14 protein-coding genes are annotated in these 18,167 nt (G+C 60.9%); 6 read left to right on the top strand and 8 right to left on the bottom strand.

Translation table 11 applies throughout. The features are described from left to right. The first annotated feature begins 155 nt into the window (after positions 1-155). From PQR27_RS11415 to PQR27_RS11400, 4 genes are all read left to right on the top strand, one after another. Positions 156-710, top strand: coding sequence for a phasin family protein (locus tag PQR27_RS11415; protein WP_408523758.1), 555 nt, complete (start codon positions 156-158; stop codon positions 708-710). Positions 711-976: 266 nt separating this feature from the next. Continuing rightward, positions 977-1,216 carry a hypothetical protein gene (locus PQR27_RS11410; RefSeq protein ID WP_408523757.1) on the top strand — a complete coding sequence of 80 codons (240 nt, stop codon included), beginning with the start codon at positions 977-979 and terminating at the stop codon, positions 1,214-1,216. Positions 1,217-1,289: 73 nt separating this feature from the next. Continuing rightward, positions 1,290-1,574: a hypothetical protein gene (locus PQR27_RS11405; RefSeq protein ID WP_408523756.1), complete on the top strand. Its 285-nt coding sequence runs from the start codon at positions 1,290-1,292 to the stop codon at positions 1,572-1,574. Between the two features lie 188 nt (positions 1,575-1,762). Continuing rightward, positions 1,763-2,929: a hybrid sensor histidine kinase/response regulator gene (locus tag PQR27_RS11400; protein WP_408525466.1), complete on the top strand. Its 1,167-nt coding sequence runs from the start codon at positions 1,763-1,765 to the stop codon at positions 2,927-2,929. Between the two features lie 58 nt (positions 2,930-2,987). Here PQR27_RS11400 and PQR27_RS11395 read toward each other — a convergent pair whose 3' ends face one another. From PQR27_RS11395 to PQR27_RS11380, 4 genes are all read right to left on the bottom strand, one after another. Then, positions 2,988-5,540 (bottom strand): ATP-binding response regulator, encoded by a 2,553-nt coding sequence (locus PQR27_RS11395; protein WP_408523755.1) that lies wholly within the window; start codon positions 5,538-5,540, stop codon positions 2,988-2,990. Positions 5,541-5,557: 17 nt separating this feature from the next. Further along, positions 5,558-6,784 (bottom strand): hypothetical protein, encoded by a 1,227-nt coding sequence (locus tag PQR27_RS11390; RefSeq protein WP_408523754.1) that lies wholly within the window; start codon positions 6,782-6,784, stop codon positions 5,558-5,560. A 247-nt stretch (positions 6,785-7,031) separates the two neighbouring features. Then, a complete protein-coding gene (locus PQR27_RS11385) occupies positions 7,032-8,360 on the bottom strand; it encodes an epoxide hydrolase family protein (protein WP_408523753.1) in 1,329 nt (442 codons plus the stop codon). A 252-nt stretch (positions 8,361-8,612) separates the two neighbouring features. After that, the gene (locus PQR27_RS11380; RefSeq protein ID WP_408525465.1) at positions 8,613-9,077 is read right to left on the bottom strand and encodes a cupin domain-containing protein; all 465 of its coding nucleotides are present in this window, start codon (positions 9,075-9,077) and stop codon (positions 8,613-8,615) included. A 287-nt stretch (positions 9,078-9,364) separates the two neighbouring features. Between PQR27_RS11380 and PQR27_RS11375 the strand changes: the two genes are divergently transcribed. Next, the gene (locus PQR27_RS11375; RefSeq protein WP_408523752.1) at positions 9,365-10,615 is read left to right on the top strand and encodes a metal-dependent hydrolase family protein; all 1,251 of its coding nucleotides are present in this window, start codon (positions 9,365-9,367) and stop codon (positions 10,613-10,615) included. Positions 10,616-10,666: 51 nt separating this feature from the next. Further along, positions 10,667-12,037 (top strand): MFS transporter, encoded by a 1,371-nt coding sequence (locus PQR27_RS11370; RefSeq protein ID WP_408523751.1) that lies wholly within the window; start codon positions 10,667-10,669, stop codon positions 12,035-12,037. Positions 12,038-12,053: 16 nt separating this feature from the next. Here the strand turns inward: PQR27_RS11370 and PQR27_RS11365 are convergent, their stop codons facing one another. From PQR27_RS11365 to PQR27_RS11350, 4 genes are all read right to left on the bottom strand, one after another. Next, positions 12,054-12,242, bottom strand: coding sequence for a hypothetical protein (locus PQR27_RS11365; RefSeq protein ID WP_408523750.1), 189 nt, complete (start codon positions 12,240-12,242; stop codon positions 12,054-12,056). A gap of 756 nt (positions 12,243-12,998) precedes the next feature. After that, a complete protein-coding gene (locus tag PQR27_RS11360) occupies positions 12,999-15,317 on the bottom strand; it encodes a sigma-54 interaction domain-containing protein (RefSeq protein ID WP_408523749.1) in 2,319 nt (772 codons plus the stop codon). Between the two features lie 475 nt (positions 15,318-15,792). After that, positions 15,793-16,953, bottom strand: a complete 1,161-nt coding sequence (locus PQR27_RS11355; RefSeq protein WP_408523748.1) for a porin — start codon at positions 16,951-16,953, stop codon at positions 15,793-15,795. Between the two features lie 72 nt (positions 16,954-17,025). Continuing rightward, positions 17,026-18,078 carry an ABC transporter substrate-binding protein gene (locus PQR27_RS11350; RefSeq protein WP_408523747.1) on the bottom strand — a complete coding sequence of 351 codons (1,053 nt, stop codon included), beginning with the start codon at positions 18,076-18,078 and terminating at the stop codon, positions 17,026-17,028. Positions 18,079-18,167: the final 89 nt, after the last annotated feature.

Genomic DNA, 18,167 nt, shown 5'->3' with positions numbered 1-18,167 from the left:
TTCGATTTAACAAAGTTAGAATGTTTCATCTAATGCTGCATTGCAGAAGGATCTGCACATGTTAGCGGGGCCAGACATGTCATCAATTTGTCAGGTTCCGCTGTTTTCATGTCCCATCCTGATGATGCTGACACGTTGAACGAAAGGAGTGAGCAGTGTATTTCTCGACGCCTGAGCAATTTTTGTCGGTGCAAAGTGACAACATTTCCACCGCGTTTGCGTTGGCGCAGCAGACGTTCCAGTGTTTTGAAGGGCTGGTCAGGTTGAACCTGCAAACGGTCAAGGCCACGCTTGCGGAGAGCGAGCAGGCCTGGCAGGCGGCGGTTTCCGGCAAGACGCCAGTCGAACTATTTGTTCATCAAGCCAACGCCGCGCAACCCGTCGCGGAGAACGCGCTGTCGTATCACCGTCACGTCCTTGAAATCGCCAATAGCGCACAAGCCGGGATTCTGAAGGTGATCGAGGCGCGCTACACCCAGTCCAATGCCAGGTTGCAGACGGCTGTCGACAACTTTGCGAGGCATGCGCCGGCCGGTTCCGAAGCCGCGGTCACTGTGCTGAAGTCGGCTGTTGCCAGTGCCGGCGCCGCCTATGACGCGATGCGTAAGGCTACCGCCCAAGCCACAGCCATGGCGCAGGCATGCCAGTCCACGGACACCGCGCCGGCGTCAGGCCCGGCAAAGTCGAGCGGCAATGCCCGCGTGAGCTAGCGGAACGCTTCGGGGCAGTTTGATCGGTTGCCGGCCACGCTGAACTGCGTCGCTTTATTCCTGGATGAGTGCCCCCTTGGCGAAACATGGATTGGATTGTCGATCGACGATGCCGCACGGGTGATCGCCATGCGACTGCTGCGCCATCCGTCGGGATTCTCATCTCGGACATTGCCTGTGAATCGCGATTCTGGCGCGCGGCGGTATCGTGCGCGAACTCAAATGGCCTGAACGAAAGGCGTTAAAAAAAGTTAGCCGGGAATGCCATGAAGAATGACGCTTCTTATAAGAATGATCTTTCGCACCTCGAAACAATAGTAACAACGCTTGAAAGAATAATATCAAGCGGTGCATCAATCGCTTCTACATCTCTGATCAACAATCCAGACTATTGGCGTCAGCGCGTTGAGACGATACTGCGCCAGGACGAGATATCAAGGGTTGATCGGGAACATGCCGATGCCTTGCTGAAAAGGCTGTGTGGAATTGTGAAGATACCTGAGTAAAGCAGGCGGATTGAGTCAGCATCTGGACACCGCGTAGAGAGACGCGCAATAGCAAACTAAAAAGGGAATAGGCATGACCAGTGGAAACAGCGGAACGGAGTTGCAATTGCCGGCAATGGATAGTGCGGGCCGTCATCGGATTGTGGTGCGTGCGGGGGTGGACAGTATGCGCATTGCGGCAATCTGGCAGGTATTGTTGCCGTTTTCGAGCAACGTCGAGAAAGTGGATGTCGCGACGTTCCCAGGCAACGGCTTTGAAGAAATCACAATCGCGCTCGCCCAGGCGCCGTGCGAGTGGGTGGATTCGATCGTCGAGCGCATAAAAAACATGCCGTGGGTGACGAGCGTTTCGGCATAAATGGAAACCCGCGGTCCGGTTTCGTCGACAACGGTGTGCAGACCCTGAATGCTAGAATAAACGTCGCTCCGCCAATGGAGCAATCCGGCAATCCAGTTATGCCCCCGCAAAAATCGGCTCTGCCCGATTCCGACCCGCCGTGACCTGCTGAACCTGCTGAACCTGCTGAGAATGCGATGAGCGACACGATGCGTGACACGATGCAAGCGCCGTTTTCCGTGCTCTTCGTCGACGACGATGAGATGTCGCGCAACCATTTCGCGCGCGCGATCCGCGAAGACTACCGTGTGCACGTGGCTGCTGGCGCAGACGAGGCGATGGCGGTTCTCAGCAAGTACGGGTCGGAGATAGCCGTCCTGGTGACTGATTTCCGCATGCCGGGGCGCGATGGCGATGATCTGCTGCGCCAGGTCGCGCAGGAGTATCCGCAAATCGTGCGCATCCTGGTGACGGCCTATGCGGATAAGGACATGTTGCTGCAGACGGTCAATAGCGGTGACATCTTCCGCATCCTTGAAAAGCCGCTTCGAGCGGAATTGGTGCGCGAGGTACTGAAACTGGCGATCGCGCGTTACGCCGAGCGGGAAACGCGTCAACAACGTCTATTGGCGATGAACGAGACCCTCGCGTTCCTCGCCCACGAATTGAATACGCCGCTGGCCACGATCTCGCTCTTTGCGCGCTCCGTGGAGAGCGACGTGGCCGAGCAATACGATCCGGAGCGCCAACGGGAAATTGGCCGCGCGGCAACGTCAATGCTCAGTAACGCGCAGTATTGCCTGATGCTGATCTCGTCGTTCTGGGCAACCGTGCACAAAAGCGGCGGCCAGCAGTCGGCCGCGGGCAGCGGACTCCGCGAGGTCACGGCAACGCGACTGATCGCCACCTTGCTCGATACCTATCCGTTTACCGGCGCGCAGCGCGACTGGATCAAGGTTGACGTGCAGGGGGATTTCGTTGTGCCCGCCATGCCCAATTGCGTGGCGCTCGTACTCTCTTCGCTACTGTCCAATGCTTTGCGTGCGCTCGAGGGCTCAAACGCGCCCGCGTTGCGGCTGGAGGTGCAGGGCGCCCCCGAACCGGAAATCCGTATGCGCGACAATGGGCCGGGGATCGCACCGGAAATAAAAGCGCGTCTGCTGCTCGATCCTGTTACGACTCACGCCGGGTCCGGCGGGCACGGTATGGGCATGATCTTTTGCAACCGCATCATGCAATCGTTTGGTGGGAGCCTGCGGATCGAATCCGCGTTGGGTGAGGGCACCACGGTCACCATGGCTTTTCCCAGCTTCAAGAGTGAAGTGGATACCCCTGACGACGCGGTGCCGTCGGAAACGCCGGTGGCGTGGAAGTGAGATCGACAACTTCTCGTCGACAACGACGCCGCACAGCGCTCGCGGGCTATCTCGCGGGCTATCGATCGTTCAGTAAATCCCGATGATCCTGACGCACTTTTGCCGTAGCGAAATAGGCCTGCAGCGCATCGGCTGAACGGTTGCCCAAGGTGCGGATCCGCGCAAGCCAGTCAGCCTCCGAAGGCCATTGGCCTGCAGCCACGCGCGGATAAATCTGCCTCGCGAATTGATGCAGCGCTTTCGCGCCGAGATTGCCGCTGACGCCAAGCAGAAGGTGCAAGGCGCCGTGCGTGGATTCAAGGTCACGGGCCGCCACACTGGTGGCGAGTCGCGCCACGAGGAGGCGAATCTGCTCCACGCCGTTGAGGAACGACGGGTCCAGCAGATCGAGCGCCACCAGTTCTTCGAGATGCTTCTCGTCAAGCAGATGGTCTTCTTCGATCGGTGCTGGCTTGCCGGTCGGCGTGGCCGGCGTTTCTGACCGATCTGTATCTGCCTTCGCTGAAGCAGCCAATCCGCGCCGCTGGGCAAACTGTCGTGCGAGGCAGGCATAAAGAGAGCCGACCTGCACCGGCTTGACCATGACCTCGTCCATACCCGCAGCGAGGCATGCCTGCACCGCCTCGATATCGGATTGACTGCTCAACGCAATGATCGGCACTCTGGCGTATGAGTCGGAGCGGGCGCGAATCAACGCGGTGGTCTCCACGCCGCCCATTCCCGGCATGTTCAAATCCATCACAATGGCATCAATGCTGCTGTCCTCCTGCAACCGGGCCAGCACGGCCTGTCCGTGTTCGGCCTCGACGACGCTCGCGCCGAATCGCTCCAGATAGGCTTTGGCGACCAGCCTGCTGTACGTGTCGTCGTCCGCGATCAGAATCGATTTGCCGGAGAAGCCGTCGAATCGCTGGCCCAGATGATGCCGATTGCCGTTCTCGAACAGCGTCTGGAGTGCGGTGATCAACTCCACCACGCTGCACGATTTGCTGACCATGTCGTCCATGCCGGCGCGGCGCGCAAGAACGCGTGCCACATTGCCCGGCTCCGCGGTATAGGCGGCGATCAGGACGTTCCAGTTCGGATGTTCACGACCGGCGCGGATTTTCTCGGTAGTCGTGTAGCCGTCCAGAACCGGCATGTTCACGTCCATCAATACGAGGTCGCAGGGAGACTGCCGGAGCAGGTCCAATGCAATCTGGCCGTTTTCCGCTTCGCTCACCTGCGCGCCCACCTTCAACAATGCACGGCGGGTTCTCAGCCGCTGGCCGGTGTCGTCGTCTACGAGGAGGATGTGCTTGCCGGCGAAAACCGGTGTGGCACGTTCAAAAATCTTGCGCTCGTGCTCCGCGACTTCGCTTTCGGAGACGACTGGAAATTGCAGCGTGAACTGTGTGAACCGTCCGACCTCCGACCGGCAGCCGATCGTTCCGCCGAATGCGCGCATCGCGCGTTGGCAGTAAGCCAGCCCGAGCCCGGTGCCATCCGCATTGCCCGCGCTACGGAAGGGCTCGAACAGATGCGGCAGGATGTCGGGCGAAATGCCGGCGCCCGTATCGTGAACGATCACGGCTTGGCGGTCCACCGTGAGTGTGAGCGTTGCCTGAGGATGCGTGGCAATGTGATGGAGCGCGTTCTTGATCAGATTGAACAGGGTGAACAGATAGACGGTCTCATCCACCTTGAAGGTGAAATCTTCGAGCACCACGAGTCTGACCTTGCCGCGCTCCTTTTTATCGGCGAAGCCATATTCGTCCAGCGCTTTACGAGTGGTGGCCGCCGCACTCAGATAGGTGAGGTAGTCCGAGCGAATGGGTTTTGCGCTGACTTCGTCCAGCGTCATCGCGATGATGCGCAGGCCTCGCTCAATCGACAATTGGCCGTGGGCGACATGACGATAAAGCAGCGCCGCGCCCTCATGGGAGAAAGCCTGCGCGCGGTCGGGTTCGGTCGTCGCGGGTAGCGCCTCTTCCACGCGATCCAGAACATGCTTCAGCTGGCTGAGAGGATTACGCATTTCGTGGGCGATCGAGCCCGCGAGCGCCTGCAAGGCCCGATTCTTTTCAACGAAGATGCGCCCTTTGCTGATTGCATGGCTGAAGGCCATGCTGCACAAGACAACAACCGGCAACAAGGCGAGATCCGACTGGTTGGCCGTACTCAGAACGATGGGTACCGGCGAGCTCAGCACCGCCGCCAGCGCGCCGGAAAATACGCCGATGCCGATGCAGCCCATGAGCAAAAACGGGTTGTCGATACACAAAGCCATAATGAAGATCATCATGACCTCGGTCATCATCCACATAGTGGAGAATGAATTTCTGATCGCAAGGAACGTGCAAACAAATGGCAGTACGTAGATCAGGCAGCAATGCCAGTAGATCAGCAGGAAGCGGTTGAGCCGCTTTGGCCAGCGCGCCTGAAAGATCAATGGAATACAGATCAGCGCCGCACTCAGGCGAAGAAAGAGATTGTCGTACGGCTGTGGCAGGACATAGGTCCAGACAACGTAGTAGATGGGGTGGCACAGGAGGCCCAGTGCGCCGCCCCATCGAATTGCAAACCGGCTTCGTTCCAGCACATCCCGCATGCTCTCGCGCGGTATCACCATCAGGCCTCCAATGACGTTTACGACCCTATCAGTTCAGCTTTGTCGCGATGTTGCATATGCTGGGTGATCGGCGAACCGTCTTTCCCATGAAACGGCCCGACCGAAAACCCGTACTTCTTCAGAAGACCGTGAGTATAGGAAACGGACCACACGGGCGGGCTGCCGATAATGAAATCGGAAGCGATGCCTTCCTGCCAGGCTGCGTAGCCTTCGGCGAAACAGGTATAGCAATCGCGGGTGGTCGGCAGTCTGAACGGGAATCTGGTGTCGAGTCCGGCTGGACCGCGCGCGAAGCACTCAATATATAGCGTATGGCCTCGTGACGCGAGTTCGGCCTCGACGCTCGCTGCCCGCGGGTGGGAGTCGTCGATCCAGAACTGCGCCCGTTTGAGGTCGGCGGCGGTGAGGTAGGGGACACTGGTACTGCTGGCGAGGATCGCACCGTCGAACGCCGGCAGTTGGGTGTCGGGGCTAAAGGTGTGCACCGAGACCCGGGTGCGTCCCAGCAGATCCGTTGCCATCAACTCCCTGGCTTGTTCGGTGAGCAGGTTCACCTTATCCGGCAAATCGATAAGAACAAGCTCCTTCGGGGCATCTTTGTAGAGCAGGTATTTGGCCACCGTCGTGCCGAGCCGTCCGGCCGCGCCAAACAGCGCGAGCTTTGTCTTGCCGAACTCCAGATCGAGATCGTTGCAGCAATGGATGGCCCAGTCCTTCAGCATCGCCGCGGTGGCGGCGTGACCGGTGGTGATATGAGGGGGTTTGGTGTGCCGCGGAAGCGCGCCATAGTTACAGGCATAAGGCGTGGAAGCGCCCATTGCCACCATGGTCAATCCCGCCTGTCTTGCCAGCTCCAGGGCCGGGAAAAATTGCGTCTCCCGAAACCGTTTGATGCCGCGCGGGCTCCCGAGCCACAACTCGAGCGGGACCGGGCACGCAATATTGGCCCCGATGACCTGGGAGCCCGAATAGATCGGTGAGGCAATAAAAGGCCTGGTTCCCCAAAGCTCTTCTTCGAACGAGGCGTTTCTGTGTTTTACATTGTGAAATGAAAATGAAAGCGTATCCCAGTCCGTAGCGTGAAACAGAAAGCCGATGCCGCCTTGACCGGCGGGCAAATTGTCCCGTATCTCTTCTGGGTGAATCATGCGCTTGAGCGCCAGCGGCGCGCTGTTGGTGTGCAGGGCAGGCGCGCCGTGCCCGTTGCATTCGGTCGATATTTCCTTGTGAAGAGATGTTCTCATTTGGTTTTCCCGTAGATTGAACTCACGCTGAAAGCCAGCGCAACGTCGCCAGTCAATGACTGGCGATCCTTCAACTCTAGAGAAATCCGGCGCGGTGTGTCTGTCTGTTCGTTCGCACCGCGAGGTTGCGGGTAACCTCGACCCGTCCCGCCAACTCGACGCATCACGCGGACGATGGTTTCCCAGCGTCCGCATGACATTGCGCTAGCGTCGCATTAAAGCCGCATAACGCCGTATTAACGCCGCATTAACGCAGCGGTCTGAATGCCGCCCTCAGGTCTTGCGTGAGGGCTTCGGGTTGCTCCCATGCGGCAAAGTGGCCGCCCTTCGGCTGCCGGTTGTAGAACAGGAGGTTCGGGAAAGCCAGGACCACCCAACTCCTCGGCGCCTGATAGAGCTCGTCGGGAAACGCGCTGACCGCAACCGGAATTTTGATTCCCTTTGGCGCGAAGAAGGCGAGCTTGTTTTCCCAGTACAGACGCGCCGACGAGACGCTGGTGTTGGTCAACCAGTAGAGGGTGACGTTATCCAGCACATCGTCTCGTGTCAGGCCTTCGTGCTGGCCGTCGAAGACCCGGGCGATCAGCGCATAACTGCGCGCGTCATGGTCAAGCATCCAGGCGGCGAGGCCGACGGGGGAGTCATCGGTGGCGTATAGCGTCTGTGGCCGGTTCGTCATTTCCTGGGCATAGGCAAGACCATGTTTATAGAAGAAGTCGAGCTGGCCATACGCATATTGCTCGTCCGGCGAAAGTCCGGCCGGCGGCGGACCGCCGGAATGCAGCGCCGTTTCGATCGCGGGTGGGACCGCACCCGGCATGTTGGTGTGAATAGCGATGAGTTCGGGCGGCGCTTGCACGGCCATCTGCTCGGTCACCGCGTCACCCCAATCGCCGCCTTGCGCGACAAACCGTTTGTACCCGAGCCGCTTCATCAGCACGGTCCAGGCGCGTGCGATATGTTGCGGATCCCAGCCGGTCACCGTGGGCTTTCCAGAGAACCCGTATCCCGGCAGTGACGGGATAACCACGTCGAAGGAGTCCGATGCTTTTCCGCCGTGCGCCGTCGGATTAGTGAGCGGATCGATGATCTTCAGTTGTTCGATGATGGAGCCGGGCCATCCGTGTGTCACGATGATCGGCAGCGCGTTCTTATTTTTCGAACGAACGTGGATGAAATGAATGTCCACGCCATCAATGTTGGTCACAAACTGCGGCAGCGCATTCAACCTCGCCTCGACTTTCCGCCAGTCGTAGTCGGTGGTCCAGTATTGCGCGAGCTTCTGCATGGTCGCGAGCTGCACGCCCTGTGTCGCATCGTTCACCAGTTCGCGGCTTGGCCACTTGGTCGCGACAACGCGTCGGCGGAGGTCGGCGAGCGCTTCATCTGATGCGTGGAACTGGAACGGACGTATCGAAGTATCGCCGGCCTGCTGGTCTTGCGTGGTGCTCGCTGTTGCTGCCGCAGGTTGTGCAGTTTGGGCTTGAGAGGAGAGGGGCAGGAAAATCGCCAGTGTCCCGACCCATACTGAAGCAGTAAATAAGCGCCTGGAAACGGATGCTTGTACATAGGCCATTGTCATCCTCCTGTCTGGAAAGAAAAACTTAATCCAACGCGGGCCCGCTTACTAGCCGTGCGAATGGATGTCAGAGTCAGATAGTCAGATGGTGCTGCTCATCACTTCGTATAGGGTTAGCGCCCAGGGGTTGGCGCCCAGCCAGTTCGAAAACCTCTGCTATCCCCGTCATTCCTGCCTATCCCGCAGGATCACCGAATCGAATGGCGCCGCCACCGGTCGGTGATCGACGGGGAGGCGCGTTAGCTCCCGTCAGGGAACCATCTGCATGTCGCCTGACGCCTGCGGCGGCAGTTTGATGGAAAGGACCTTGAATTCGCCGTTCGTCGCCTGCGCACCCGCATGGACGGTGCCCTTCGGGATAATGATCAGCTCGCCGGGGTGAATCTGGCGCTGTTCGTTACCAAGCCAGAACGTGCCGCTTCCGGAAATCACATACTGGACTTCGTCGGAACCTTGATGCGTATGTTTGGGGACGTTGCCGCTCTGCACTGCGACGGTCCCGCTTGGCGTGACGACCAGCCCCTTCGAACGCAAGGTACCCATGTTCGGAATCTGTGCGCCGAGGTCGGCATCGGTTAAGGCAGCGAGATCAATGATCTGCGCCGTCAGCGGTGCGTTTGACGACTGGGCGTGCGCCAGCGTGCCCAGATGGGACGCAAACATGCCGGCAACAAAGGCGGCAGGCAAGGCCGCGAGATAGATGTATCGACGCATGTTCTTGTCCTCTTTGGTTGAGTGGACGAGCGGCGTACGATGTTCTGAGGGGCTTGTCCTCGTTCGATTGTCGCACCATTGAGAAAGCAGCTCAAAACCAGGGCAACACCTGAGCCGACGGAACGGAACAGAACAGGCGAGGGCGCGGCGGCCGCGATGATCGCCGCGAATACCTGATCCGACCGATCCTGATGAAAATCCTGGCAGCGCTCCCATCCGCCAGCCTGCATACTCGAGATGGAGCCTGGATGGCGGGCGCTGTGATCGAACCCTGAAGGAGACAACACTTGACCACGTTCCTGTTACGTAACGGTGCGCTTCTCGATCCTACCCGTCCTGATCTGCTGGAAGGCTTCGAAGTCCTGATCGAAGACGGCTTCGTGCGCGAAGTGTCCGACAAGCCGATAAAAAGCAGCAACGCGCATGTGATCGACGTCAAAGGCAAAACCATCATGCCGGGTCTGATCGATCTGCATGTGCATGTCGTCGCGATCGAGTTCAACCTGCCGCGCGTCGCGACGCTGCCTAACGTGCTGGTTACGCTGCGCGCGGTGCCGATCATGCGCGCGATGCTGCGGCGCGGCTTCACCACCGTGCGCGACGCCGGCGGAGCCGGGTATCCATTCAAGCAGGCGGTCGAGTCAGGGCTCATCGAAGGTCCACGTCTGTTCGTATCCGGCCGCGCATTGAGTCAGACGGGTGGGCATGCCGATCCGCGCGCCCGCTCCGATTACATGCCGCCCGATGCGCCCTGCGGATGCTGCGTGCGCGTCGGCGCGCTTGGCCGCGTGGCGGACGGCGTCGATGAAGTGCGCCGGGCCGTGCGCGAGGAACTGCAGATGGGCGCGGACCAGATCAAGATCATGGCGTCGGGCGGGGTTGCGTCGCCGACCGATCCGGTCGGCGCATTCGGTTACTCCGAAGACGAGATCCGCGCCATCGTGGCCGAAGCCGAGGGGCGTGGCACCTATGTGCTGGCGCATGCGTATACGCCCGCGGCGATCGCGCGTGCGGTGCGCTGTGGCGTGCGCACGATCGAGCACGGCAATCTGATCGACGATGAGACCGCCCGTCTCGTCGCCGAGCACGGCGCATACGTGGTGCCAACCCTTGTCACATACGACGCCCTCGCAAGTGAAGGCGAGAAATATGGCTTGCCGCCGGCCAGCATTGCCAAGGTCGCGGACGTGCATGGCGCCGGCCTGCACTCGATCGACATCATGAAGCGCGCCGGGGTCAAGATGGGCTTCGGCACTGATCTGCTCGGCGAGGCGCAGCGTCTGCAAAGCGATGAATTCCGCATCCTGGCCGAAGTGATGTCACCCGCCGAAGTGATCGCGAGCGCGACGCTCGTGGGAGCGGAAGTGCTCGGCATGCAGGACAAGCTCGGCCGAATCATGCCGGGTGCCCATGCCGATGTGCTGGTGGTCGATGGCAATCCCCTGAAGTCCGTCGATTGCCTCTTGGGTCAGGGCGAGCATATTCCGCTCGTGATGAAGGACGGGCGGATCTTCGTCAACGAGCTCGAAAGTCATTGAGCGTACGACCCTGCGTCCGCGGCGCCCCACAGTCTTTACCGGAGTCTGTTCATGACGATGATTTCCGCCCGCATCGAACGCTTGCCGTTTTCAGGTTTTCACCGCCGTCTGCTGCTGATGGGCGGTCTTGGCTATACCTTCGATGCGATGGACGCTGCCGTGCTCGCGTTCCTGCTGCCGGTGCTGCGCACGCAATGGGGGCTGACGAGTGTGCAGACCGGCGTGCTGGGAAGCGGCACGTTCATCGGCTATTTCGCGGGTGCGATGCTCGCGGGCATGCTCGGCGACATCATCGGCCGCCGCAAGGTCATGATGTACGCGCTGGTGATTTACTGTGTAGCGTCGCTTGCCAGCGCGCTAGCGAATGATTGGGGATTTTTTCTTGGGACGCGCATTGTCGCCGGATTGGGGACGGGCGCGGAAAGCGCCATCGTCGCGCCGTTTCTCTCGGAGTTCGTGGCGCGGCGATATCGCGGCAGTTTTACCGGCAGCCTCGCGGGATTTTTCTCCTTCGGCTTCGTGGCGGCTGCATTGCTTGGCTATCTGGTGATCCCGCTCGCACCGAACGCATGGCGCGCAGTCATGGTCATCACGGCGCTGCCCATTCTGATGCTGCTCTGGTGGCGCCGCGCGTTGCCCGAGTCGCCGCGCTGGCTCGAAGCGCGCGACCGGCATGCGGAGGCCGATGCGATCGTGTCGCGGATGGAGGCGGAGTTGACCCAGGCGGGTGTCCAGTTGGAACCCGTGTCTTCCGTGCGCGACGGCGGCGTTCCGCTCGCAGCCGGAAAGGCCTCAATCGTCGCGAACGTCAAGGCGTTGTGGTCCGCGAAACTCGCGCGCATTACGGCAATGACGTGGCTGATGTGGCTATCCATCACGTTCAGCTATTACGCCTTTTTCACGTGGATTCCTGGCCTGCTGGTTCAGAACGGGATGACGATCACGCGAAGCTTTTCATACTCGCTCGTGATTTACATTGCACAGATCCCGGGATACTTTTCAGGCGCGTGGCTCAACGAGAAGATCGGCCGGCAGGCCACCATCGCGTCATACATGATCCTGGGCGGGGTATCGGCACTCGGCCTTGCGTTGACGGGGACGGACACCGGCATCATGGTGTCGGGCATCCTGCTTTCGTTCTTCATGAACGGCACCTATGCGGGCGTTTACGCTTATACCCCGGAGGTTTTTCCTACCGACGTGCGCGCAACCGGCACGGGGCTCGCTTCGTCAATTGGCCGGCTGGGGGCGATTGCGGCGCCTATCCTCGTCGGGTACGTCTATCCGCTGCTAGGCTTTGCGGGGGTGTTCGGTGCGACGACGCTTGTGCTGCTGATCGGTGCGTTGGCAGTCGTACTCATGGGGGTGCCGACACGCGGCAGGTCGCTCGAGGACATTGCGGCAGGGCAAGTCGAATCTTAGGAAACGCAGCCCGGCGTTACCCGCTCAGTTCGGCGACAAGGCGGGACAGGCGGGCAATGCGGTAGCGGTACAGCGGTGCTTGCGGACAATTTTTCAGATGTTCGAGGCGATCGCGCCAGTAGACAGGCGAAAAAGGTTTCTGTGCCGCGTACGCGATAACGCGTTCCAGATGGACGAGTTCGCTTTCGAAAATGTGGTGGTGCATTGTTCGAATTCCCCGTGGATGACCCATGTGAGCCGTTCGCGACGCCGCTTACCTGGTTATCCAGAACAATCTGCCGGGGTGGCGGGACGAGCGAGTTCCGCAGCCGGATTATTTGAATGCGCTACGGAGGATCAGTGGATTGGCCGCGCCTGGCGCAGGCTCATTAAAAGGGCTGACCGCCGCTGCTTGTCCTGGAAGGGAGGCAACGGCGGCTGAGCCCCGCAGCGGTACACCTGGTGCAAAGCCAGACGGATTCCGCCATATCGCAGTCACGTATCGCACCGATCTTCTCTAGGGAAGCATTCAGTCGCCATGTGTCGACACACGATAGTCACAACTACAACAACAGCACAGCCCCTCTCAATCTGCTACTAGCGACTTGATATCGCTGGAAAATCGATCGGCGCTTTGAATATTGGCGCAGCGCTCGATCTTCTTTGGTCTCTCAGGTTCCCCGGCTTGTCGGACAGACTCAACGCGCGTTCCGGACAATCCCCGGTGGAACGCGGTCATGGTTGACTTTCACCGCTACCGCCTGTCCAGGGTGGTTTCCCTGGCGATGGCGGATATCGACTTACTTTATGCAATGACCGTGCCAGTCGGCGGAAACCGCATACAGGCGGGAATCCTGGCAATTTTCAGTCGCACCATTGGACAATATCGTCCAGGCATTCGTCCGGGAGTGGACGAGTTCGTCCAATTGACGGCTTTTGGCAGGTTGAAGGGGCCGTTTCGTCCGCATGGGGACGGCGTAACTCACATTCCATTTACGATTCCCTTACTGTCGGGATTGAAGGAAACGTCGTGCTGGAGTTCGGCGAGCAGGCTCACGGCGTGGGTGACGCGAGTGGTCGGGTCCACCGTCAGCGAGCGCACGCCACGTTCGAGGATGTCGATGGCTTCGGTGGTGCGGCCGGTGGAGCGCAGCAGGCCCGCGAGGTAGCGCGCGGCGTCCACGCGCGCAGGCACCGAACCGAACGCGAGCGCCGTTGACAGCGCGGTACGCAGACCCAGTTCCGCCGCGTTCACGTCGCCCTGCGCCCACTGCGCGCGTGCCCGGGTGACCAGCAGTTCGCCCAGGTAGACCCGTTCCTGGCGGGCGAGGGTCTCGTCGATCGCGGCGGCGACAATCGCCTCGCAGGTCTTCGCGCGGCCGGCGCGCAGCAGCACCTCGCCGTGCTGCCACGCCTTGAAGGAATAGAACAGCGCACCGCCATTGCACATGACGTGGTTGTCGTAGCCGTCGAGCATGACAGTCTCCGCTTCGTCGGCGTGGCCGAGCGAGCCGAGGTGGCACGCGCGGAGTATCTGGCCGATACCCCGATAAAACGCAAAGCCATTCGCGATCGACACCGATTCCAGTTCGCTCGCGAGCTGTCCCAGCCGGTCTGCGTCGTCGAACAGGCAGGCGAGCCAGGCGGCGCCCTGCAGGTTGACGGCATGAGCGAACGCATGCGCGCCGGGCTCCGACGCACGCAGGATCAGCATCTCCATGGCGCGCCGCGCCTGCCCGAAGGCGCCGATCTGGTACGCGGCGAGTCCTTCGAAAGTCAGCGCGAGACTGGCCAGATCGATCCCTTGCGAGCCGGTCCGGGTGTCGTTGCGCGCCACGCCGAGCAGGTTGCCGCGCGCGAGACAGGCGAGCGCTTCCTCGCTGTCGCCGAGCCAGAAAAGGGTATTGGTCATCGCGACGTGGGCTTCGTCGAGTGAAACCCGGTCCCCGCTGTTCTGCGCCCGCTCCAGCATGTTCTGCGCGGTCGCGCGCGCCTGCTTGAGCTGCAGCGTCGTCAGTTGCGTGGTCCAGATGCCGAACTGGATCGCGGCGATTTCGGCGGGCGCGCAGACACCTTCGCCGACGGCCAGCGCGGCGGCGTAACAGGCGGTGGCCTCTGCATACAGCCAGCCGTGCACGCTGCGCAAGCTCATGCCGAGCAACCGGTAGGCGTCGAACTGAAGCCGGCGCACGGCATCCTGCGCGTGCGGCGTCTGTAGCACATCGAGACAGCGGCGCAACGGCGCAATGGCCTCGGCGAACTTCGACTCCTCGATTAGCGCGCTCGCCAGATCGAGACACTTGCGCGCTTCCCGGTGATGTTCCTCGCGCGACTTCAGACGCCGCTCGATTGTCTTGCGGCCCACCCCGAGCAAGGCGGCCGCCGCACTCTTGTTGCGGCCTGTGCGTTCGAGCGCGCGATCGATCAGGAGATCTTCGGCGGCGGCGAGCTTGTCGCGTCCTTCGAGTTGCAGCAGCATGTCGGCCAGACTGGCGCGCGACCCCGGTCCGCTGGCTTCGTTGGCGAGAAACGGCTCGAGCGAGTCGACATCGATATGCGTGTTTTCGGCGAGCACGCTCAACTGGCTGATCAGGTTGCGCAATTGCCGGATGTGGCCCGGCCACGTGTGCTGCGAGAGCCGCCGGATGGCGGCCGGTGAAAACTCAAGACGACGCGCATGCTGCGACGCGAAGTGGGTGACTAGCGCGGGGATGTCTTCGACGCGCTGCTCGAGCCCGGGGACTGCCAGCACGAAGACCGCGAGCCGGTAGAACAGGTCCTCGCGAAATAGCCCTTCACGCGCGAGTTCGCGGAGGTCGCGGTGGGTCGCGGCAACCACGCGCCCTGCGAAGTGCAGGCTGGTTGACGAACCGATCGGACGGAAGGTCCGCGTTTCGAGTACCCGCAGCAGTTTCGGTTGCAGCGCGAGCGGCAGTTCGCCGATTTCATCGAGCAGCAGCGTGCCCTTGCCGACCTGCTGGAAGAGTCCCTGGCGGTTTTCGCCCGCGCCGGTAAACGCGCCTTTGACGTGCCCGAACAATTCGGCTTCGACGAGGTTCTCTGGTATCGCGCCGCAATTGACGTCGACGAACGGTTGGTCCTGGCGCAGGCTGTGCGCGTGCACCCGGCGGGCGACCAGTTCCTTGCCCGAACCGGTCGGCCCGAAAATGAGCAGGGGATGATCTGTAGGCGCGACCCGATCGATCATGCGGACCAGTTGGCGAAACGTTGGCGCGCCGCCCACGAAGGCGCCGGAATCGGCCGTGTCCTGGGCGAACGGAACGATAGCGGGGGGATTCATTACAAAATGCTCTCCACATGAACCACGCGTAACGCTACGCGGAAATTGCCGTCGACAAGACGGGGCGGACGGTCATGCATTGATCGGAGATCTGGCGAAGTCTCCCGATTGCATTGCGGGAACCGCCTGCCGCAAGAAGAGACAGAGTATGACGGCTTGTTGCCGATCTTGCCGGGATAACCCTTCGGGTCAGCGCAGCGGCGGATTTCATTGCGGCTTCCGCCGAGCAATGCATCGATTTCTGGCTGGCGACTGATCGCAGGGCGTGGCCGTGACGCCGGTCGGGCGACGGTCGTGCCTGAGCGTGTGGAAGAGAGCAGGGCACACATGCGTAGGGGCCGCGGCGGCGCAAGCACGCCGGGCCGGTTGACGATGCGTAACCCCTCTGATTACGGCATCTCAGCGATGGTTCTTTAATGGCGCCGCCGTCACGGCTGGCCAGTTTCCGCCTTGCGGGAAGGCATTTTTGCTCCGCTCAGAACGCGTGACGCATGCCGATCGTGACCGCCACCTGGGTATTCGTCGCCGACGGAGAAAGCGTGTTGATCATGGCATGCGACAGCACGGAGTCCGCTGGCGCGCCATGCACGTTCTGATAGACGCCTTCAAGGTAGAAGTCGGTGCGCTTGCTCAATGCGTAATCGGCCTGGAGCATCCCCGTATTCCATCCCGGCGACGAGCCGTTATAGGCGCCGTGCGTGTAGGTGTATGCGCCGGATACGCTCAACGCCGACGTGATCGCGTACTTTGCGTTCACTTCATAGTTGTCGAGTCGAAGCGAGCCGGTCAGGGTTCCGGCGGAGTCATCGTTTGCGCCGAGATAGGTGCCGGTGCCGAACGAGAAAACGCCTGACGTGTTGTCCATCTGCGTGTGGCTCCAGACCAGCCCGACGGTGGCGGGTCCGAAGGTATAGTTGCCGCCGAGCGACCAGATACGTTGGCGCTGTGCGAGGAAGTCCGCGCTGGTATCGGCCGTGGTCACGGCGCCGCTGCCACTGCCAGCATTGTTGAATTGCAGATATCCGGCGGCAAGATTGATTGGACCCTCCGAATAGGACACGCCGAAGCCGTACGAGCGGTTATTCGCAAAGTTGCCTGCCTGATTACTGAAGCCATACATCGTCTCGAACGTCACGCCGTGGTAAGTCGGACTGGTGTACTTGACCGTGTTATTGACGACAACCGAGTTCGCCGCGAGGTTGTCGTTATCGAATGGGTGCGCGGCCATATTGCCGCCCCACGTATTGAACCCTGCCGCGATCGGCCCGACGAGGTCGTTCATCACGTCAAACTGGCGACCGAACGTAAGGGTCCCGTATGGATCGCTTTGCAGCCCGACCCATACCTGCGAGCCGAACCCATCGCCGGAGAAAGCCTGAGCGCCGTTATTCAGAAGGAAGCCCTGTTCCAGCTTGAAGATCGCATGCAGGCCGCCGCCGAGATCCTCCGAGCCCTTGAGGCCAAAGACCGTGTTCTGCGTGGAACTGCTCACCTCCTGCCAGTTGCTATGTCCGCCCTGATTGTTCGTGTAGATCAGACCTGCGTCGAGAAGACCGTAGAGGGTCACGCTGCTCTGCGCATGCGCCGAAACTGTCCATGCGCCGACGAGCGCAACCGCGAGTAAAGACTTTTTCATCCTGAAGGCTCCGTGATGAGGCGGTGACGAAATCAATATGTGGCCGGCGGCTCCCCCGCCGGGAGCACGTAATTACTGCGCCTTGGTCAAGGCCGGATCAATGTATGCACTGACATTCTGCGACTGTTTGTACACGGCATTGCGCACATTGAACTTATCCGCATTCACGCTCGAACCATAGACCGAGTCAAGTCCATCGCCCTTGACGAACGCCTGCTTCGCCGCGGCGGCGTCGAGCAGATGTGTGCCCTTGAGCAGCGGCAGATACTGTGCCGGCGTCAGCCCGACGCGCGCGGACATGATTTTCACGGCATCGGGTTGGGTCTTCGGATCGTTGATATAAGCCACGCAGCGATACCACACCTTGATGACCTTGGCCCAATCGGCCTTACGCGACTGCAGGCTGACCGGATTGACGGTGATCGCGTCGTAGATCAGGCCCGGCGCATCGGCGGAGGTGAAGATCGGCCGCGAGCCCGGCACGCGCTTGAGCGCTTCGCCCGCGTTCGGTTGCCATGCGCCGACCGCGGCAACGTCGCCGGACGAGGACAGCACTTGCGGCAACTCGTTCGTCTTCGCGTTGACGAGCGTGATGTCCGATTCCTTCAGTGCGTGTTTCTCGAGCGCCGTATCGAGCAGCAGATGATCGACCAGACCCATTTCGACGCCGACCTTTTTGCCCTTCAACCCATCCACGGTCCGGATCGGCGGTTTGGCCACGATCATGTCGTTGCCGCTCGAATAATCGGTCAACAGGATCATTACGTTTTTCGCGCCGCTGGCGCCGGTCACGAGCGCATCGCCGTTGGTCGCGCCGACCGCGTCGAGCTTGCCGGCGGAGAACGCATCGAGCGAGGCCGAGTAATCGAACCACTGAAAGTTGACGTCCACGCCGGCTTCCTTGAACCAGCCTTTCTCGATACCGACCTGGAAGGCGACGAAGCCGGGCCAGTCGCTATAGCCGATGGCGAGCGGCGCCGCGGCGCGCGCCGGCGCTGTGGCGAAGCCGACAGCAAGCGCGGCGGCCGCTGCGGCGAGCACGCCCCGCAGACGGCGTGACGACGGCACGCGGCCAACGGCAGCAGGGGACTTAAAGGACGAGTTAGCGGATGCGAAGCGTTTCATCGTTTTCTCCAGGAGACCGGTCAATTGCGATAGTTGAGTTGGATCGCGCGGCGACTGCGCGATAAGACAACATGACCGGATCCTGTCAG

Source organism: Paraburkholderia fungorum, from assembly GCF_046027215.1.
GTDB classification, from domain to species: Bacteria; Pseudomonadota; Gammaproteobacteria; order Burkholderiales; family Burkholderiaceae; genus Paraburkholderia; species Paraburkholderia fungorum_D.
This window is presented reverse-complemented; position numbering and strand designations above follow the sequence as displayed.